This is a genomic window from Euzebyales bacterium, from assembly GCA_035461305.1.
In the GTDB taxonomy this organism is placed as follows: Bacteria; Actinomycetota; Nitriliruptoria; order Euzebyales; family JAHELV01; genus JAHELV01.
On the sequence record DATHVN010000013.1, the window covers coordinates 1 to 18,873 of the forward strand.

General features: G+C 71.3%; 19 protein-coding genes. 9 read left to right on the forward strand and 10 right to left on the reverse strand.

From position 1 onward, the window contains the following. Positions 1-367: 367 nt before the first annotated feature. The 6 genes from VK923_01255 to VK923_01280 form a co-directional block, all read right to left on the reverse strand. Positions 368-1,342, reverse strand: a complete 975-nt coding sequence (locus VK923_01255) for a 2Fe-2S iron-sulfur cluster-binding protein (protein HSJ43293.1) — start codon at positions 1,340-1,342, stop codon at positions 368-370. Next, positions 1,339-3,162 (reverse strand): NAD(P)H-dependent oxidoreductase subunit E, encoded by a 1,824-nt coding sequence (locus VK923_01260; protein ID HSJ43294.1) that lies wholly within the window; start codon positions 3,160-3,162, stop codon positions 1,339-1,341. The genes VK923_01255 and VK923_01260 overlap by 4 nt, the downstream gene beginning before the upstream one ends. Continuing rightward, positions 3,163-5,169 (reverse strand): molybdopterin-dependent oxidoreductase, encoded by a 2,007-nt coding sequence (locus VK923_01265; protein ID HSJ43295.1) that lies wholly within the window; start codon positions 5,167-5,169, stop codon positions 3,163-3,165. A 518-nt stretch (positions 5,170-5,687) separates the two neighbouring features. After that, a complete protein-coding gene (yaaA, locus tag VK923_01270; GenBank protein ID HSJ43296.1) occupies positions 5,688-6,461 on the reverse strand; it encodes a peroxide stress protein YaaA in 774 nt (257 codons plus the stop codon). 58 nt (positions 6,462-6,519) lie between these two features. After that, complete coding sequence (locus VK923_01275) at positions 6,520-6,657, reverse strand: hypothetical protein (protein ID HSJ43297.1); 138 nt, start codon at positions 6,655-6,657, stop codon at positions 6,520-6,522. A gap of 416 nt (positions 6,658-7,073) precedes the next feature. Then, positions 7,074-7,670, reverse strand: coding sequence for a hypothetical protein (locus VK923_01280; protein ID HSJ43298.1), 597 nt, complete (start codon positions 7,668-7,670; stop codon positions 7,074-7,076). A gap of 26 nt (positions 7,671-7,696) precedes the next feature. On the opposite strand from VK923_01280, the gene VK923_01285 reads away from it, so the two are divergent. From VK923_01285 to VK923_01300, 4 genes are all read left to right on the forward strand, one after another. Further along, positions 7,697-8,095, forward strand: coding sequence for an ABC transporter permease (locus VK923_01285; protein HSJ43299.1), 399 nt, complete (start codon positions 7,697-7,699; stop codon positions 8,093-8,095). Next, a complete protein-coding gene (locus VK923_01290; protein HSJ43300.1) occupies positions 8,092-8,589 on the forward strand; it encodes an ATP-binding cassette domain-containing protein in 498 nt (165 codons plus the stop codon). The genes VK923_01285 and VK923_01290 overlap by 4 nt, the downstream gene beginning before the upstream one ends. Before the next feature lie 343 nt (positions 8,590-8,932). Continuing rightward, complete coding sequence (locus tag VK923_01295) at positions 8,933-9,799, forward strand: ABC transporter ATP-binding protein (protein ID HSJ43301.1); 867 nt, start codon at positions 8,933-8,935, stop codon at positions 9,797-9,799. After that, on the forward strand, positions 9,799-10,248 hold the full coding sequence (locus VK923_01300; protein ID HSJ43302.1) for a TetR family transcriptional regulator: 450 nt from the start codon (positions 9,799-9,801) through the stop codon (positions 10,246-10,248). Before VK923_01295 ends, VK923_01300 begins: the two co-directional genes overlap by 1 nt. A 200-nt stretch (positions 10,249-10,448) precedes the next feature. Here the strand turns inward: VK923_01300 and VK923_01305 are convergent, their stop codons facing one another. Together VK923_01305 and aztA are read right to left on the reverse strand one after the other, a co-directional pair. Further along, positions 10,449-10,868, reverse strand: coding sequence for a Fur family transcriptional regulator (locus VK923_01305; GenBank protein ID HSJ43303.1), 420 nt, complete (start codon positions 10,866-10,868; stop codon positions 10,449-10,451). Between the two features lie 54 nt (positions 10,869-10,922). After that, positions 10,923-11,717, reverse strand: coding sequence for a zinc ABC transporter ATP-binding protein AztA (aztA, locus tag VK923_01310; GenBank protein ID HSJ43304.1), 795 nt, complete (start codon positions 11,715-11,717; stop codon positions 10,923-10,925). A gap of 156 nt (positions 11,718-11,873) precedes the next feature. On the opposite strand from aztA, the gene VK923_01315 reads away from it, so the two are divergent. The 5 genes from VK923_01315 to VK923_01335 all read left to right on the forward strand — a co-directional run bounded on the left by VK923_01315 (position 11,874) and on the right by VK923_01335 (position 16,632). Next, a complete protein-coding gene (locus VK923_01315; protein ID HSJ43305.1) occupies positions 11,874-12,914 on the forward strand; it encodes a metal ABC transporter substrate-binding protein in 1,041 nt (346 codons plus the stop codon). Between the two features lie 67 nt (positions 12,915-12,981). After that, entirely contained in the window at positions 12,982-13,875 is an 894-nt protein-coding gene (gene aztB, locus VK923_01320) for a zinc ABC transporter permease AztB (protein HSJ43306.1), read from the forward strand. 104 nt (positions 13,876-13,979) lie between these two features. Then, positions 13,980-14,180, forward strand: a complete 201-nt coding sequence (locus VK923_01325; GenBank protein ID HSJ43307.1) for a PspC domain-containing protein — start codon at positions 13,980-13,982, stop codon at positions 14,178-14,180. Between the two features lie 173 nt (positions 14,181-14,353). Continuing rightward, the gene (locus tag VK923_01330; GenBank protein ID HSJ43308.1) at positions 14,354-15,046 is read left to right on the forward strand and encodes a hypothetical protein; all 693 of its coding nucleotides are present in this window, start codon (positions 14,354-14,356) and stop codon (positions 15,044-15,046) included. Further along, on the forward strand, positions 15,043-16,632 hold the full coding sequence (locus VK923_01335) for a DNA polymerase Y family protein (GenBank protein ID HSJ43309.1): 1,590 nt from the start codon (positions 15,043-15,045) through the stop codon (positions 16,630-16,632). Before VK923_01330 ends, VK923_01335 begins: the two co-directional genes overlap by 4 nt. Before the next feature lie 55 nt (positions 16,633-16,687). Here VK923_01335 and VK923_01340 read toward each other — a convergent pair whose 3' ends face one another. Together VK923_01340 and VK923_01345 are read right to left on the reverse strand one after the other, a co-directional pair. Beyond that, on the reverse strand, positions 16,688-17,407 hold the full coding sequence (locus VK923_01340; protein HSJ43310.1) for a hypothetical protein: 720 nt from the start codon (positions 17,405-17,407) through the stop codon (positions 16,688-16,690). Positions 17,408-17,572: 165 nt separating this feature from the next. Further along, on the reverse strand, positions 17,573-18,748 hold the full coding sequence (locus VK923_01345; GenBank protein ID HSJ43311.1) for a Na/Pi symporter: 1,176 nt from the start codon (positions 18,746-18,748) through the stop codon (positions 17,573-17,575). Between the last annotated feature and the right edge of the window lie 125 nt (positions 18,749-18,873).

An 18,873-nucleotide genomic window follows, 5' to 3' on the forward strand; every position in this document is an offset into this window, starting at 1 on the left:
GCCGCGAGCAGGAGGGCCACGAGCGCCACCGCAAGCGCACGGATCCGCGCACGCGACGGTGACAGCGCCGAATGATTCGTCATCAGCTCAGTCCTTCGGGTCGTACCCCCGCGATCGACCCGGCCGACGGCGGGAGTGTCGAACGAACCACGTCACGATAGACCGAACGGGCCATGACAGGAAGGGGAACCATCTACCACCCGCATAATCAATGTGACCGTGCGCAACGTAAATGTGACGAACAGATGAACTCCGCTGGCGTCAGCGCCACAGGACGCGCTCAGCGACGTGGCCAGACGGACAGGGTGCCAATCTGGCGTGTATCAACTGACTCGCTGGATGCCTAGAACGGTGTGCCACTGCTGGGCTACGTGGTCCGACGCGCGGCGGCGAGCACCTCGTCGATCGGCGTCGTCATCGGGTCGGGCAGCTGCTGGACGTAGTCGTAGCCGAAGCGGCCCTTGATGCACAGGTGGCCACGCGTCACGTCGTGGTCCTGCGGCGAGGTCACCTTGACGATGCGGTTGTCCTGGACGTGCAGCTCCAGGTTGCAGCCGACGCCACAGAACGAGCAGACGGTCCGCGTGACCTCCTGCGCGTCGCCGTCCCACAGTCCGGCCTCGCGCAACTCGTACTCGGAGCGGAACATGATCGCGCCGGTCGGACACACGCCGATGCAGTTGCCGCAGAACACGCAGGCCGAGTCGCCGAGCGCGACGTCGTACTCGGTGGCGATGCCGGCGTCGAAGCCGCGCCCCGCGACGGTCAGCGCGAAGGTGTTCTGCGCGTCCTCGCCGCAGGCCTCGACGCATTTGTAGCACGTGATGCAGCGGCTGTAGTCGCGCATGTAGAGGGCGTTGTCGATCTTGGACGGCTGCGCGACGGTCTCGGCCGCGAAGCCGTTGACCGGCCCGTGGTGACCGGGGTGGACCTTGCGGGTGTCGCGGTCACCGTTGGCGGACACGGAGGCCGGCGGTCCGTAGCGGCCGGAGTCGACCTGGTAGCGGTCCATCCAGCCCTGGACCTCATCGGAGGCGTAGGACAGGTCGACCGAGGAGCCGAGCAGCTCGAGCACCATCTTCCGGCTGTGGCGCACGCGCTCGCTGTCGGTGTGGACCACCATGCCGTCCTCGGCCCTGCGCGAGCACGCGGGGACCAGCGGTCGCGAGCCTTCGACCTCGACGACGCACACCCGGCACACGTTGACCGGCTCGAGCACGTCGGAGTAGCACAACGTCGGGGTGTCGATGGACTCGTCGCGGCACACGTCGAGCAGCGTCGCGCCCTCGGCCACCTCGACTTCGGTGCCGTCGAGCGTGATCGTCACCGTGCGGTCACTCACCGGGGACCTCCCAGCAGTCCGGCGTCCAGCGCCGAGCGGATCGCGGTGCCGGCGGTGTGGCCGAGCCCGCAGATCGACGCGTCCTTCATCACCCGGTCGATCTCGTCGATCAGCGACCGGTCGTCGGGGTCGTGGCCGTTGCTCAGGTAACGGTCGAGCGCTTCCTCGACCCGCACGGTCCCGACGCGGCACGGGACGCACTGCCCGCACGACTCGTCGCGGAAGAACCGCGCGATCCTGCGCGCGGCGTCGGCCATGTCGGCGTCGGGGCCGAACACCATGACCACGCCGGAGCCGAGGCCGAGGCCGGCCGCACGGGCGTCCTCGAAGGTCAGGCGCAGGTCCAGCTGGTCGGCGGTCACGAATGCGCCCGCGGCCCCACCGAGCAGCACCGCCCCGACGGCATCGGCATCGCCGTCGGCCAGCGTGATCAGCTCGCCCAACGTGGTGCCCGACTCCACCTCGTAGACCCCGGGCCGCCCGACGGCGCCCGACAGGCAGAACAGCCGGGTGCCAGTCGAGTCCTGCGTCCCAACCGCCGCGTACGCACGCCCACCGTCCGCGACTATCGCCGGCACGTTGATGAGCGTCTCGACGTTGTTGATCACCGTCGGCTGTCCGAACAGCCCTGCGATCGTCGGGAACGGCGGCTTGTTTCGCGGCTCGCCGCGGTAGCCCTCGATCGAGTTCATCAGGGCCGTCTCCTCGCCGCAGATGTACGCGCCCTGGCCGCGCCGCAGGTCGATGTCGAACCGGATGCCCGCACCCATGACGTCGTCACCGAGAAATCCGCGACGACGCGCCTGTTCGATCGCGCGCCGCAGCCGTTGCGTCGCCAGCGGGTACTCGCCACGGATGTACAGATACCCCTGCTCGGCGCCGACGGCGAACCCGGCGATGGTCATCGATTCGACGATCGCGAACGGATCGCCCTCCATGATCATGCGGTCCTTGAACGTGCCGGGCTCGGACTCGTCGGCGTTGCAGATCACGTACTTCGGGCGGCGCGGCGCACCGGCCACCGCCTCCCACTTGACGCCAGCCGGAAAGGCGGCGCCTCCGCGGCCGCGGATGTTGGCGTCCCTGATCTCGCGCAGCACGCCCTCCGGCCCGAGCTCCACGGCGCGGCGCAGGGCCTCATAGCCGCCGTCGGCGCGGTAGGCGTCGAGGTCGGTCGGGTCGACCACCCCGACGCGCCGCAGCAGGCGCAGTCCGTCCTGTCCGTGCTGAGGGGTGCGGACCGGTGCGACGTCCGGCTGTGCGCCTCCGAGGACCGCGACGGCGTCGTCGACCGACGTGTGCACCAGCGTCGTGTCGTCGGTCCCGGCGAGCTGGGCGTAGCACGCCGGGGCGCGGTCGCACTGCCCGACGCACGGCGACCGTCGCCAGGTCGCGTCGTCGACGACCCGGTCCTCGGGGCCGAACCGCTCTTCGAGCTGTCCGATGAGCTCGGTTGCGCCGAAGCCACGGCAGCCCACGTCGTCGCACACGTGCAGGACGCGCGGCGGCTGCTCGGTCACGGACAGCAGGGTATAGAAGGTCGCAACGCCGTACGCCTCCGCGGGCGGCACGGACAAGCGCCGGCAGATGTACATCAGCGCGCCCTCGCTGATCCACCCGATCTGGGACTGCACCGCATCGAACGCCGGCAGCAGCTCGTCACGACGCCGGCGGATGCGCCGGCCGGTGTGCGCGAGCCGGGTGTCGGTCGCGGTGCGGTCGGGCCCTCCCAGCCAGCTGGAGTCAGGGGGACCCAGCACGCCGTCCACCGTGGCGCGTTCCTCGTCGGTCGGTTGGGCGTTCGAGAAGCGCAGGTCCATTCAGGCACGCACCCGTTCGTCTCGATGTTCGTGAGCGGTGTCCGCGTCGGCGGCAGCGTCCACCTGGTGTTCGCGAGCGGTGACACCCACGTCGGCGGCGGTCGTGTCCACCACCTTCGTGATCCGCACCGCAGTCGCCTTGAACTCGGCCGTCCCACTCTTGGGATCCCAGGCGTCGATCGTAAGCAGGTTCACGTCGGTCTCGTCGGGATAGTGCAGCGCCATGAAGACCAGGCCGGGGCGCAGCCCGTCATCCACCCGCACCTGGGCCTTCAGGGCACCGCGGCGCGACGCGACCTCGACCACTTCACCGGTCGCCAGCTCCAAGCGGTCAGCGTCCTCCGGCGACAGGTCGATCATCGCCCCGCTGCGCCGCTCACGGCGCAGCGGGGAGGTGTAGCCGTCGGTCTGCACGCCCGTGTTGTACGCGTCCAGGTGCCGGCCGGTGGTGAGGCGGAGCGGGAACTCGGCGGTCAGCTCGTCCACCGGCGGCTCGTACTCGACCGGCGTGAACGGTGCTGGTGGTCCGGTGACCGGGTCGTCCCACAGTCTGGCGTGCAGGAACAGCTCGCCCGGATGGTCCTCGTCGTAGCACGGCCACGGCAGCCCACCGTGCTCCTCGAGCCGGCGGTAGCTCATGCCCGCGTGGATCGGCGACAGGCTGCGCAGCTCGTCCCAGATCTCCTCCGCCGTCGGGGTGCCCCAGTCCTGACCGAGCTCGGCGGCGAGCGCGGCGATGATGTGCTGATCAGGGCGTGCCTCGCCAGGCGGATCAAGTGCTCTGCGCACGCGCTGGATGCGACGCTCGCTCGACGTGACGGTGCCCTCGGCCTCGCACCAGTCGGCGGCGGCAGGTAACACGACGTCGGCCATCTCGGCCGTGCGCGTCAACATGATGTCCTGCACGACGATGAAGTCGACGGCGTCGAGCAGGCGCCGCGCCCGTCCGACGTCGGCCTCGGCCTGCGCGGGGTTCTCGCCGATGATGTACAAGACGCGGATCACGCCCTCCTCGATGCCCTCGAACATCCGCGTCAGGTGACGGCCGGGCGTCGACGGGATCTCGACGCCCCACGCCGCCTCGAACTTCCCGCGCTTGGCGTCGTCGGCGACGTCCTGGAAGCCAGGGAGCTTGTTGGGCAGCGCACCCATGTCACCGCCGCCCTGTACATTGTTCTGCCCGCGCAGAGGGGATAGGCCGGAGCCGTAGCGCCCGACGTGGCCACACAGCAGCGCGAGGTTGATCAGAGCGAACACGTTGTCCGCTGCGTTGTGGTGCTCGGTGATCCCCAGCGTCCAGCACAGCTGGGCACGGTCGGCCTGCGCGTAGGTGTGGGCCAGGTCCCGGATCGCCTCCGCGGGCACGCCGGTGATCTGCGACGCGCGGTCCAGCGTCCACGGCTCGACCGACGCGGCATACGCGTCGAAGCCGGTGGTCGCCCGCTCGATGAACTCGCGGTTGGTCAGGCCTGCATGGATGATCTCGCGCCCCACGGCGTTGGCCAGCGCGATGTCTGAACCGACGTCGATGCCCAGCCAGGCATCGGCCCACTCGGCCGATTCGCTGCGCCGTGGGTCGATGCAGTACAGCTTGGCGCCGTTGTGGACGCCCTTGAGCACGTGGTGGAAGAAGATGGGGTGTGCGCTGCGCGCGTTGGAGCCCCACAGCACGATGAGGTCGGCGTGCTCCGCTTCCTCGTAGGAGCTGGTACCGCCTCCGGCACCGAACACTGTCGCCAGACCGACGACGCTGGGAGCGTGTCAGGTGCGGTTGCAGCTGTCGATGTTGTTGCTGCCCAGCACCGCCCTCGCGAATTTCTGTGCCATGAAGTTGGTCTCGTTCGTCGCCTTCGAGCACGAGAACATCCCGATGGCCTCGCCGCCGTAGGTGTCGCGCACCTCGCGCAGGCCGGCCGCTGCGGCCGCCAGCGCCTCGTCCCACGAGGTCGCCTCGAGCACACCGTCACGGCGCACGAGTGGGGTGGTCAGACGGGTCTTGTTGCGCATGACGCTGCCCTTGTCGTCGCTGCGGCCCAACGCGTTGCGGCCGCGTGCATCCAGCCTACAGATCAACACCTGTCGGTAGAGGCGTCAAGGCCGTCACCGCCGTCGATCCGGGGACACGACGCCGGGTCGGCGTTGGGGCGCGTCCCCACAGCCAGGACCGCGACGTAAATGGGGACACCACACCGGGTCGGCGTTGGGGCGCCCCACAGCCACGACCGCGACGTAAATGGGGACACCACACCGGGTCGGCGTTGGGGCGCCCCACAGCCAGGACCGCGACGTAAATGGGGACACCACACCGGGTCGGCATTGGGGCGCCCCACAGCCACGACCGCGACGTAAATCGGGACACCACACCGGGTCGGCGTTGGGGCGCCCCACAGCCACGACCGCGACGTCAATCGGGACACGACGCCGGGCCAGCGTTGGGGCGCGTCCCCAGCCACGACCGCGACGTCAATCGGGACACGACGCCGGGCCAGCGTTGGGGCGCGTCCCCAGAACCGCGAGGCGAGGTGTCAGCCGCGCACGAACGTGGGCTCGCTCGATGTCGACCGGTCCCTGTCGTAGCGGTAGCCGAGCCCATCGAACTCGCGGATGCCCTTGAGCGTGCGGACGCGGTTGCGCACCAGCCACCCGGCCATCGCGCCGCGCGCCCGCTTGGCGAAGAACGACACGACCCGGTAGTCACCGTCACCGTTCGCGTCAAGGAAGCGCGGACTGATCACGCGGGCATCGATGTCGTCGGCATGCACCGAGCGGAAGTACTCCTCGGACGCCAGGTTGATGAGGGCCTCAGGCCCCGGCGCCGCCGCGAGGTCCTCATTTAGCACCGCGGTGATGTCGCCACCCCAGTACTCGTAGAGCGTGCGACCACGGCGGGTCACCAGCTTCGTGCCCATCTCGAGCCGGTACGGCTGCATCAGGTCGAGCGGGCGCAGCACCCCGTACAGGCCCGACAGGATGCGCACCGTCTTCTGGGCCTCGGTGAAGTCGCGCTCGCCGAAGGTCGCGACCTGCATGCCCTGGTAGACGTCGCCGTTGAACGCCAGCACGGCGGAACGGGCGTTGTGCCGGTCGAACGGCGTCATGAAGTCAGCGAACCGCTTGGCGTTGAGCTCCGCGAGGTCGTCGGAGATGTCCATGAGCGACGACAGTTCAGCGGGTGACTTGGTCACCAGGACGTCGACGAGCTCCTCGGACCGGTCGAGCATCCGCGGCTGCGAGTGCTTGCGCGTCGGCAGTCTGGACTCGTAGTCCAGCGACTTCGCAGGCGACAGCACCGACAGCATGCCGCCAGTTGTACCTCACGCCCGCACGACGCTCACCCGGGAGGACGAGCGGGGTGCGTCAATGGTCCGGCGACGCGGAAGGCGGTGGCGGCTCAGTTGTCGGCGTGCTGTCGCGGAACCAGTCGGCGATGAGGACGTCGATCGACGAGTGCAGCACCATCGACACGGTGGCGGCCCGGGCGATCGACTGGAACATCCGCGACGCGTCGGCGAGGTTGGACTGCAGGATGATCGATCAGGCCGTAGACGACGCTGGCGAACCCCTTGGGACCGAACCACGACGCGGCGGCGTACTCACCCCTCAGCAGGCCGGTCCCGGCCAGCGCGACGGGCAGGGTCAGCGGACGCACCACGATCACCGCACGAGGGCGAACACGTAGACCTGCCAGCCGGCGACGGCGAAGACCTCCGGGATCAGGAACGTCCCGGAGACGAACAGCGCGGCGAGCTTGAAGAGCTCGGCCACGACCCTCACCGAAGGCGGCCTCGCGGGCACGTGGACCGGTGCTCGCGACCGTGACGCCGGCGGCGAACGCGGCGAGGAACATGTTGGCGTGCGTCACCCGTGCCACCGTGTAGACCAGCAGGCCGGTCGCGAACCCGTTCAGCTGCTCAGACGGCCCGGACGCCGCGAAGAAGCGCGACTGCTCCAGATGGATGGTCACCAGCGGGATGGCGATGCCGACGACGAGGCCCAGCACGACCTCTTCCAGCGCGGTCCCGGTCTCGGCCTCGCCACCGCTCGCCCCAGCAGGACCTGCACGACCGGCAGCGCGAGGCCGTCGTTGACGCCGCTCTCCACGTTGAGCAGTGGCGCAGACGATAGGGCACCTCGGGACGGCCGACGATCGCCGAAGCGAACACGGGATCGGTCGGGCTCAGGGCCGCACCGAGCAGGAACGCTCGACTCACGGCAGGCCCACGATGTAGCGACCGGCGACCGCGGTGCCGATCAGCGTCAACGGCATGCCGAGCAGCAGCGCACGGCCCGGCAGGGCGCCACGCGACCGCCAGGTCGCGGATGCCGACCAGCATGCCGTCGGTGAACAGCACGCTGAACAGCGCGAGCTCGGCGATCAACTCGACGATCTCCTCGGGGCTCTCGGGCACGATCCCGATGCCCTTTATGAGCACACCGCAGGCCAGGAACACCACTGCGGTCGACAGCACGCTGCGCTCGACGAGCGCGGAGATCAGCACCGCGAGCATGAGCGCGACGGCTCGTCGGGCTGCTGCTGTTCGACGTGCCGTTCAACGGCTCTGCATGGGTCTTCGCCGCCGGCGCCGCCCTGTTCCTGTTCACCGCCCTCGGCCTCGGCGTGCTGATCTCTACCGTGTCCCAGACACAGGCGCAGGCGATCCAGCTGGCGATCCTCACCCTGGTGCCCCAGGTCCTGCTTTCCGGGCTCATCTTCCCGATCGATGCGCTGGCGGCGGGCATCCGCCCGATCGCCTACGTGCTGCCGTTGACGTGGTTCGTGCAGATCGCCCGGGCGACCATGCTGCGCGGCTCCGACCTGGCGGCCATGGCCCAGCCCTTCGGCATGCTGGCGTTGCTCGGCACGGCGATCGTGACACTGGCGGTCCTGCGGTTCCGCCGGGACCTGTCGCCGCAGCGGGCGGTGGCGGTGTGACGCGCTACGGGTTCGAGGCCGTCACCGTGACGTTCGGCGGGACCACGGCCGTCCATGACTTCACGCTCGACATCCGTCCGGGCGTCGTGACCGCGCTCGTCGGTGGCGACGGTGCCGGCAAGACCACCCTGCTGCGCTGCCCGGCCGGCCGGGTCGCTCCTGCGCAGGGCCGCGTGCACACGGGACCGCTGCGGGCCACGGGCATGCTGGCCGCGGACCCGCCGGGGTACGGCGACCTCACCGTCACAGAGAACCTCACGTTCGCCGCCCGGGTCCGTGGGCTGGACCGGGCCACCGCGCGCGACCGTACCGCCGCGCTGCTCGACGCGACCGGTCTGGCCGACGCCGCCGGGCGCCTCACCGACCGGCTCTCGGGTGGCATGCGCCGCAAGCTCGGTTCGCGCTCGCGACCCTCCACGAGCCGGACCTGCTGCTGCTCGACGAGCCGACGACCGGCGTCGACCCGGTCAGCCGCACCGACCTGTGGCGCCTGATGGCGACGGCGGCGCGCGACGGCACCACGGTCCTGCTCGCCACCACGTACCTCGACGAGGCCGAGCGGTGCGCGCATGTCCTCGCCCTCGACCGGGGCCACGTGCTGGGCGCCGGTGACCCTGACGCGATCATCGCGGAGGTGAGCACCGGCCTGTACCGCTCCCTGACACCGGGCCCGCGGGATCTGAGCTGGCGACGCGGCGCGGACTGGCGCGTCTGGTCGCCTGCCGCTGCCCACCGGACGACGCGACTCCCGTCGACCCCGACCTCGAGGACGCGATCGTCATGGCGATGCTCCACGGAACCGACAGCAGCCGCGGCCTGTCGCGGAGGTGGTCTGAGATGAGGCTGCTGCGCACTGACGGCGTGACCCGCCGCTTCGGTGACCTCGCCGCCGTCGACGCCGTCGACCTCGCTGTCGACCTCGCTGTCGACGCGCGCGAGGTCGTCGGCCTGCTCGGGGCGAACGGAGCGGGCAAGACCACGCTGGTCAAGGTGATCCTCGGGCTGCTCGGCCCGTCCGCTGGCACGGTGGAGCTCCTCGGTGGCCCCCCGTCCCGCGACGCCCGCACCCGCATCGGCTACCTGCCGCAGAACCTCGGCCTGTACACCGACCTCACGGTCACCCAGCAGCTGCGGTTCACGGGCCGGGTCTACGGCTACCGGCCCGAGCTCACGAGGGTGCCCGGCGATGCTGGCGGCCCGATCGGGTCGCTGCCGCTGGGAGCGCGCCGCCTCGCGGCCTTCGCGGCGGCCACCGGACACGGACCAGAGCTGCTGCTGCTCGACGAACCCACCTCCGGCGTCGACCCGCTGGGGCGGGCGCGCCTGTGGGAGCGGGTCCGCGAACAAGCCGACGCGGGCCGCGGCGTCCTGATCTCCACCCACCACCTGTCCGAGGCCGAGCAGTGCGACCGCCTGATCATCATGGCGGCCGGGCGGGTGGTCGCCACGGGGCCGCCCGACCAGATCGTGGCGGGCCGTCACACGGTTGCCGTGCGCACCGACCACTGGCAGGACGCGTTCACCACACTCGACGACGCCGCGCTAGGCGTCGCGCTGGACGGCCGGCGGCTGCGCGTCATCGATGCCCCGGCGGAGCGGGTGGCCGCGCTGCTGGCCTCGGCCGGCATCCCCGCCGAGGCACACGACGTGCCGGCGACCCTCGAGGAGGTCTTCGTGGAGCTCGCCCGCCGGCCCGCGGCCTGATGGCGCGCACAGGGCGCCGACCCGGTGCCACCGACACCCGGGGCGAGATCCTGGACGCCGCGCGGCGCCAGTTCACCGACAACGGGTTCACCGGTGCGACGATCCGCGGCATCGCGGCCGACGCGGAGGTCGACCCCGCCCTGGTCCACCACTTCTTCGGCAGCAAGTCGGACCTGTTCGTCGCGGCGCTCGACATCCCCGTCGATCCGGCGTCGATCCTCGCCGGACTGGTCGACCAGGGCACGGACAGGCTGGGCGAGCGCATCGTCGAGACCATGCTGACCGTCTGGGACGCTGCCGACGTCAACCCGGTGCTGATGGTGGTGCGCTCGCTGGCCGAGGGCGGCCGCACGGCCGAGCTGCGGCGTGAGTTCGTGACGTTCACCGTCATGCGGCCGCTGGCCGCCGCGATCGACACGCAGAATGGCGGGCGGGGGATCACAGGGTGAGGGCGAGCGCCAGCGAGCCGGCGGGCGGGGATCGCACGATGCGACGCTGCGGGCCACGCTGGCCGCGTCGCAGTTCGTCGGCCTGCTGATGGTCCGGTACGTCGCGGCGATCGAACCACTGGCGTCGCGGTCGCCCGCCGAGGTGGCGCGCATCGTCGGACCCGACGTGCAGCGTTACCTGGTCGGCGAACTGCCCGGACCTACGGCCCAGCGCACCCCGCGCACTCGCCGTAGATGTCGGCACGGTGGCCGGTGACCGTGAACCCGCGGCGCGAGGCGACCGCGTCGACCCACCGTTCCACCTCCTCGGCCGTGATCTCGTCGACGCGGTTGCACGTCTCGCAGATCAGGTGGTGGTGATGGTCCTCGGAGCACAGCCGGAACGCCTGCTCGCCCTCCCGTGGGATCGCGTCGAGGAGGCCGGCGTCCGCCAGCGACGCAAGCGTGCGGTAGACGGTCGTCAGCCCCACCGGCTCGCCGTCGGCGCGCAGCTCGCCGTGGAGCTCCTGCGCCGTGATGGCGTCGGGGCGCCCGCGCAGGGCGTCGAGCACGGTCGCTCGTTGACGGGTGGCCCGCAGGCCCGCCTCGCGCAGGGCATCCGACGTCACTGTCTCGCTCACTTGTCCGTCCTCCCGGCCCGTCGACGTGTGTCGCATCGTCACCGGACCCACCGCTCATCGGCGACGCACCGGATCGTCATGCGTGTGCACGTGCTCGTCGAGGTGGCTGAGCTCGTCGATCTCGTCGCCGACATGGCGGCCACGGTAGGCCGCGCGCAGGTGTTCGGAGGTGATCACCTCCGCCGGTGCCCCTGCCGCGATCACCCGGCCGGACAGCAGCACGACGTGGTCGGCGCGTTCGGCGTCGCCGAGGTCGTGGGTCGCGACGATCACGGCACCACCCGCTTCACGCACCTCCTCGACGACGGACAGGATGGCATCCCGGCTGGCGAGGTCGAGGCCGGTCACGGGCTCGTCGAGCAGTAGGAGGTCGGCATCCTGGGCGAGCCCCTGGGCGACGAGCACCCGTTGGCGTTGCCCACCCGACAGCTCGCGCAGGTGCCGATCGGCGAGGTCGGCGATCTCCAGGCGGTCGAGCGCGCGGTCGACGGCCAGCCGATCCTCCGCGGACAGTCGCCCGAGCAGTCCGCGGCGTGCGAACCGCGCCATCGTGACGACCTCCCGCACCGTGACGGGCAGCGATTCGTTGGCGGCGGTCGACTGCAGGACGTACGCGACGCGCGCCGACAGCCCGTTGCGGCCGGGGCGCTGCCCCAGCACGGTCAACGTGCCCGCGGTCACCGGCACCAGCCCGGCGATCGCCGACAGCAACGTCGACTTGCCCGACCCGTTCGGGCCGACCAGCGCCGTGATGCTGGCACCCGGCAGCGCGAGATCGCAGTCCTGCAGCGCCGTGCGCGCCCCGTAGGCGACGGTGACACCGGCGCCCTCGACCACCAGTGGAGGCATCCCTGGAACCCGACCTCCGACGAGTTGACAATGATTACCAGAAGCATGGTACACCTGGTGGGACCAGTTGTTGAACATCGTTTCCGATCTCATCTAGGAGGAGCCATGCCTCACGGGCGCCAGCGCAGCCCGTCACGTCCTGCGACGGCGTGCCTCGTGGCTCTCGTCCTGCTCACGTGCGCGTGCGGCCAGACCGGCGCCGCCGGGCGCTCGGGCGACGACGGATTGACGATCGCCGCGACGACGACGGTCATGGGCGACGTGGTCCGCAACGTTTCGCCCGGCACCGCTGAAATCTCGGTCCTGATGGAGCCCGGCACCGACCCGCACACCTTCGAGCCGTCCGCCCGCCAGCTCGCCGAGCTGCAGGACGCGGACCTGGTGGTCGCCAACGGCGGAGGCCTGGAGGAAGGCCTGCAGGCGGCGCTCGACGATGCCGCGGCGGCGAGCGTGCCGGTGTTCTCGGCGTTGGAGCACGTCACGCCCCTGGAGGTCGAGCACGAGGATGGCGACGACCATGACGCGACAGGTGGCCAGGACGCCCGCAGCGACCACGATCAGGAGAGGCCGAGCGACGGCAGCGGCGAAGCGCAGGGCGACGCCACCCACGACCGGGGTGCCGACGAGGTGTCCACACCCGATGGCGACGGCCACGACCACGGTGGCGTCGACCCGCACTTCTGGATGGATCCGGTCCGCATGGCCGAGGCCGTCAGCGCGCTCGGGACGCAGATTGGCGAGCTGACCGGCGCGCCGCAGCGCAGCGCGGAGCGGGCCCAGCGCTACGCCACGGAGCTGCACGACCTGGACAGGCGGATAGTCGCGCTGTTCGACGACCTGCCACAGGACCGGCGGACCATCGTGACCAACCACGAGACGCTCGCGTACTTCGCCGACCGCTACGACCTGCGGGTCGCAGGCACGGTCATCCCCGGCATGACGACGGGTGCGGAGCCCAGCGCCCGCGACATCGAGCAGCTGGCCGCCGCGCTGCGACGCGAGGGGGTGACGACGATCTTCACCGACAGCACCGCGCCGGCGCAGCTGGCGACGACGCTCGCGCGCGAGGTCGGCGCCCACGTCGAGATCGTCGAGCTGCACACCGAATCGCTCGGCGGGCAGGAGGGCGGCCCGCAGTCCTACGTCGATATGCTCATGATCGACGCCGAGCGGATCAGCGGGGCGCTGCGCCCATGAGGGCGTCGTCGTGTGCACAGGTCGGCGCGCCACGGCCCCGACACCACAGCACCGCGGAAAGGTCGTCGTGACCCAGCTGGTCGAAGTGCTCGTCGATCCGTTCACCGCGGCGTTCATGCAGCGTGCCCTGGTGGCCGGCGTGCTCGCGGCGGTCACGTGCTCGCTGGTCGGCACCTGGGTGGTGCTGCGGGGCCTGACCTTCATGGGCGACGCGCTGGCGCACGGGGTGCTGCCGGGCATCGCCATCGCCTACGTACTGACCGGCGGCAGCGGGCTGGCCACCACGATCGGCGCGGCGGTGGCGGCGGTCGTGATGATCGCAGGCGTCGACCTCGTCCAGCGCCACTCCCACCTGCCCGCCGACGCCGGCATCGGCCTGCTGTTCATCGGCATGCTCGCGCTGGGCGTCATGATCATCTCGCGGGGGTCGGCGTACTTCGGCGATCTGCTCGGGTTCCTGTTCGGCGCCGCGCTGGGCACGCCGCCCCGGGCGATCGCGGTCCAGGCCGTGGCCGCCGTCATCGCGTTGGTCGGCGTGGTGGTGTTCCACCGCGCCTTCCTCGCGCTGAGCTTCGACGAGCGCAAGGCGCAGGGCCTGGGGCTGCAGCCGGGCATCGCGCGGGTGGTGCTGCTGGCCCTGATCGCGCTGGCGATCATCAGCTCGTTCCGTACCGTCGGCAACCTGCTGGTGTACGGCCTGCTGATCGCTCCACCCGCGACGGCCAGCCTGCTGGCCCGCCGGGTGCCGGCGATGATGACCGTATCGGTCGGCGTCGGGATCCTCAGCGTGTACCTGGGGCTGCTGGCCAGCTACCACCTCGACCTCGCGGCCGGCGCCGCGATGGCGGGCGTCGCCGTGGCGATGTTCTTCGCCGTGATGGCGGTCACCGAGCTGCGGGAAGCGGCCAGGCGGCACCTGTCGGAGCGGCGCGCGATCCCCGCGACGCCGAGCGGGGGCTGACCCCGACGCCCCACTGTGCGTGGCCGCAAGATCGGGAAGGTTCCCGAGAGTCGGTGGAGGTCCACGACGTTAGCGTCGGTAGGACACAGCACAAGGAGCCTGTCATGTCACCCAGAGAGCCAGGCCGACGCCTGTACCGGTCACGGAGCAATCGGGTCGTCGCCGGCGTGTGCGGCGGCATCGCCGAGTACTTCGGCTGGAACCCGACGGTGGTGCGGCTCGCAGTCCTCGCGTCGTTCATCCTCCCGGGCACGCAGATCATCTTCTACCTGGTGGCCTGGATCGTGATACCCAACGAGCCGTGACCCGGCCACGAGCTCGCAGCGTTCCCCAACGATCCGGAGCGCATGGCCAGCCGCGTTCGTGATGACGCCCAGTGACGACCAGCTGACGAGTACAGCCGGACATCGACACAGCGTTGCATTGATCGAACATATGTTCGATACTGCATCTTGTGTCGAATCCATCCTCCGGGGCGGTGGTCGCACCGGCCACGTCGCTGACCGAGCGTCGTGACCACCTGCTGCCCACCGCATCCGCACTGCAGCCGCTGTTCCCCGAGCACGCCCTGCGTCGTGGCAGCACCGTCGGCATCGCCGGCACCGGTGCGACGTCCCTGGCGTTCGCCCTGCTCGCCGCTCCCACCGTCACCGGCGCCTGGTGCGCGGCGGTGGGCCTGGACTCCCTGGGCATGCAGGCCGCCGACGCGGCCGGGATCCCCCTCGCGCGGTTCGCGCTCGTCCCCGACCCGGGGACCGACTGGCTGGCCATCGTCGCCGCGCTGCTCGACGCGTTCGAGGTCGTCCTGCTCCGACCGCCCGCCAGGGCCGGCGCCACGGCCCAGCGCCGGCTGACCGCCCGTGTCCGCGAGCGCCGCCGTGCACTGGTCGTGCTCGCCCCCGACGCACCGGCGACGGGGTGGTCGTTCGACGTCCACCTCACGGGGACCACCGGGGTGTGGGAGGGACTCGGGTGGGGCGCCGGCCACCTGCGCAGCCGACAGTTGCAGATCCGCGCCGGGGGCCGGCGGCTGGCGGGGCGCACCCGGCACGCCTCGGTGTGGTTGCCGGACACGAAGGGCCACGTGACCCCCGTCCGGCCGGTGGCGGTCTCCACGCCGCTGCGGCGCGTCGACAGCGCGGACGCCGGCACCTCCGCGGGCGTCGCATGACCCGTCGGACGCTGGTGGTGGGCTGCACCGACTGGCCCCTGACCGCCGCCGGCGTCCCGCCCGGCCACCCGGCGGCCGTCATGCACGATCACCGCGTGGTCGCCGCGACCGCGGCCGCCCGGACCGCCGGCGTCCAACGCGGCCACCGCCAGCGGGAGGCGCAGGCCCGCTGTCCCGAGCTCGAGCTGCTGCCGACCGCCCCCGACGCCGACGCCCGGGCGTTCGAGCCGGTCGTCGCGACCGTCACCGCGTTCAGCCCGCGGGTCGAGATCGTCCGCCCCGGTGTGGTGGCGCTGGCTACCCGTGGACCATCTCGCTATTTCGGCGGCGACGCCGCACTGGTCTCGCGGCTCACCGCGGCGGTGTGTGACACCCTCACACGGATCGCACCGGGCGACCAGCGCGAGGACCGGTGCCGGGTGGGCATCGCCGACGGCCTGTTCGGCGCGCTGCTTGCGGCGAGCCGCCGGGTCGTGGTGCCGCCCGGTGACAGCGCGGCGTTCCTGGCACCGTTCGGGGTCTCGACGCTGGACCGCCCGGAGCTGACCGAACTGCTGCACCGCCTCGGCATCACCACGCTGGGTGCGCTGGCCGAGCTCGACGAGCGCGACGTGCTCGACCGCTTCGGCACCGACGGGGCACGGGCGCACCGGCTGGCCCGCGGGCTGGACGAGCGTCCGCTGGTGACCCACCCACCGCGGGCGGAGCTGCAGGTCACCCAGTCGTTCGACCCACCCGCCGAGCGCGTCGACATGGTGGCTTTCGCCGGTCGCGGGCTGGCCGAGTCGCTGCACGGACTGCTGCAGCGCGCGGGCCTGGCCTGCGTGCAGCTGGCCGTTGAGGTCGCCACGGCCCACGAAGAGCAGCAGGTGCGCCTGTGGCGCCACCTGGACGGTGCGTTCACACCGGCGGCGATGGTCGATCGGCTGCGCTGGCAGCTGGAGGGCTGGTGGAACGGGCCGGACCACCCGACGGCGGGCGTGTCGCTCGTGCGGCTGCACGCCGACGAGTGCGCGCCCGTCGGGGAGGTCCAGCCCGACCTGTGGGACACCCACGCCACGATCGACACGCAGGTGCGGCGGACCCTTGGGCGCGTGCAGGGGCTGCTGGGACAGGAGCGGGTGCGCACCGCGGTGATCGGCGGCGGCCGGACGCCGGCGGACCAGGTGCGGCTGGTGGCGTGGGGCGACCCGCGCGAGCCCGCCCGCCCTGGCCTGCCGGGGATGGTCACGGTGCGCGTGCCGACCGGCGTCGAGATGCCGCCGTGGCCCGGACGGCTGCCGGCACCGGCACCGGCCGTGGTCCACGCCGACGCGCTGCCAGCCGATGTCCGTGACCGCGCCGATCAGCCGGTCGGGGTCACCGCGCGTTGCACGGCGACCGCCGAGCCGTCACGCGTGTCGATCGCCGCCGGCCCGTGGCTCGACGTGGTGGGCTGGGCCGGGCCGTGGCCCGTCGACGAGCGCTGGTGGGACGCCGCGCAGGCACGCCGGCGGGCCCGGTTCCAGATGGCGCTGTCCGACGGCACCGCTCACCTGCTGGCGCTGCAGGACGACCGCTGGTGGGTTGAGGCCACCTACGACTGACGCCCCACCGTCCGACGCGTCCGTGTCATCCAGCACCGCGCCCGTGACCGTGCCGTCAGTCCTGGCTCGCCGGGTAGTCCAGACGGTCCAGGGGCACCACGACCGACGACACGATGTTGAGGGCGTTCGCGGCGATCCGGCCCAGGTGCCGGTAGGTCAGCGCGAGCGCCACCGGTTGCTCGGACCAGTCGACCCTCCACGTGGACCCGTCAACCACGTCACCGGCTAGCGCTGCCTGTGGCACGTCGTCGCCCGACTCGTCGCGGATCACGTCGTCCAGGCGGGCCGAGCATGCCTGCTGTGCCGCGCGCGCCTGCTTGATCAGCATGCGGGCGGCGTCGACGTCCTCGGCCTCGATCACGTCGGGCACCCTGTCGAGCACGGCTACCACGGCAGCGCCGACGCGCGCCAGGTCCTCGCGCAGTGCCGGTGACGGCGGCTCGGCGTGCTCGGCGATGCGACACAGCCCCAGCGCCAGGTCGGAGATCCTCTCGGCGTCCTTGCCGATGCTCATGTAGGTCAGACAGGCGGGGATGTCGCCCGCGCCGTGCACGCTGGCGTGCACCAGCAGGAGGCGCCGCAGGTGCATCTCGGCGTCGTCGGCGTTCGCCTCCAGCTCGGCGACGGTCGCCAGCGCCGGCGCGACGTCCACCTGACCCACGCGCGCCGCAAGCGCCACGGCCACGGCCTGGCGCGCCTGATGGAGCATCGTGAGGAACACCTCATGGGTGTCGCCGAGGCCATCCCTCCTTCCCCATCGCATGAGTGCTGCCATCTGCGCTCCCCGCGCCGTGATCGCCACGCGTGCCACGCACGCTACCGAGTGACACACCCCGATGCGAGGATCAACGTCGATCTCCCGACCCCCCAACGGTCGAAGCCGCGCCCGTCGGGTGCGGCTCGTGACCGAGACTGTGTACCGGGGCGGGAAGGTCGCTCCCTAGCCCAGCACCAGGAGGAGCGCGGCCGGCAGTGCGATGAACACCGTCACCATGTAGATCGCGACGATGCTCTTGCGCCGGGTGGCCACGCCGGCCAGCAGCTCGGCACCCCTGATCGGGATCTCGCGCATGAAGGGCACTGGATAGAACAGCAGGATGCCCGCGACATTGAACAGCAGGTGGACCAGCGCGATCTGGAGGCCCTCGATCTGCGGCACGGCCAGCGCGGCGATCAGCGCAGTGACCGTCGTACCGACGTTCGCACCGAGGGTGATGGGATACGCGTTGCGCAGCGTGAGGACCCCGGCGGCCATCATCGGCACCAGCAGTGACGTCGTGATGCTCGACGACTGCACGGACATCGTGATCACGACGCCGACGACGATGCCCAGCGCCCCGCTACGCCTCAACACGGTGTTCAGGGAGCGCTCCGCCGCGCCGGCGATCACGAGCCGCATGTTCCGGGTGATCAGCGCGAGGGTGGCGAACAGCAGGACGAGGCCGAGCACGATGAGGAGCACCGCACTGCCCTGTCCGGGCACGATCCCGACCAGCGACTCGACCACGCCGGCCCCCGCACCGACCGCAGCCTTCAACGGGCTCTCGAACTCACCACCGGTAGCGCCGGGGAACAGGCCGCTGAGCGCGACCGCGGCGCGCGAGAGCACACCGGTCAGCAATTCGAGCGGCAGGAGCACGAGGGCGGCCAGCCAGTTGAACAGATCGTGGACGGTGGCCCCGGCGAAGGCGCGGCGGAACTCGTTGTTGCGGCGGATCGTTCCGAGCGACGCGAGCAAGCAGGTGACCGACGTGCCGATGTTGGCGCCCATGACCATGGGCACTGCGGCTTCGACGGTGAGCACGCCGGTGCCGACGAGCGCGACCATGGTCGACGTCGATACCGACGACGACTGCATTAGCACGGTCGCCAGGACACCGACGGCCAGGCCCGCCAGCGGGTTGGCGACTCCGCGGAACAGGGTGTCCGCGAAGTCCGATCCGAGACCGGAGATGCCCTCGCCGAGGATGTCGACGCCGACCAGGAACCCGTACAGCAGCACCACGAGCGCCAGCAGCCGCGCCGCCCGCTCCCATGCGGACATGTGCCGGTCGGTGCGCATCTCCGTCGCGGCCGGCTCGGCGACGACGGTCGTCGGCACCGGCGAGCCCGTCACGGGTTCGGTCGATGTGTCGGTGGCAGCAGCATGATCGAGCGCCGAAGGCCCGTGGTCACTCATGCCGCCATTTCATGTCAGCCAAGCGTCGCCGCGGCATACACGAGGTGAACGCACGGTGAACG

Excerpts from the sequence above, each read along its gene's own strand:
- VK923_01260 (HSJ43294.1), bottom strand. The coding sequence starts at position 3,162 with ATGGACCTGCGCTTCTCGAACGCCCAACCGACCGACGAGGAACGCGCC.
- yaaA (HSJ43296.1), bottom strand. The coding sequence starts at position 6,461 with ATGCTGTCGGTGCTGTCGCCTGCGAAGTCGCTGGACTACGAGTCCAGA.
- VK923_01275 (HSJ43297.1), bottom strand. The coding sequence starts at position 6,657 with ATGTTCCAGTCGATCGCCCGGGCCGCCACCGTGTCGATGGTGCTGCAC.
- VK923_01280 (HSJ43298.1), bottom strand. The coding sequence starts at position 7,670 with ATGCTCGCGGTGCTGATCTCCGCGCTCGTCGAGCGCAGCGTGCTGTCG.
- VK923_01295 (HSJ43301.1), top strand. The coding sequence starts at position 8,933 with ATGAGGCTGCTGCGCACTGACGGCGTGACCCGCCGCTTCGGTGACCTC.
- VK923_01300 (HSJ43302.1), top strand. The coding sequence starts at position 9,799 with ATGGCGCGCACAGGGCGCCGACCCGGTGCCACCGACACCCGGGGCGAG.
- aztA (HSJ43304.1), bottom strand. The coding sequence starts at position 11,717 with ATGCCTCCACTGGTGGTCGAGGGCGCCGGTGTCACCGTCGCCTACGGG.
- VK923_01325 (HSJ43307.1), top strand. The coding sequence starts at position 13,980 with ATGTCACCCAGAGAGCCAGGCCGACGCCTGTACCGGTCACGGAGCAAT.
- VK923_01335 (HSJ43309.1), top strand. The coding sequence starts at position 15,043 with ATGACCCGTCGGACGCTGGTGGTGGGCTGCACCGACTGGCCCCTGACC.
- VK923_01340 (HSJ43310.1), bottom strand. The coding sequence starts at position 17,407 with ATGGCAGCACTCATGCGATGGGGAAGGAGGGATGGCCTCGGCGACACC.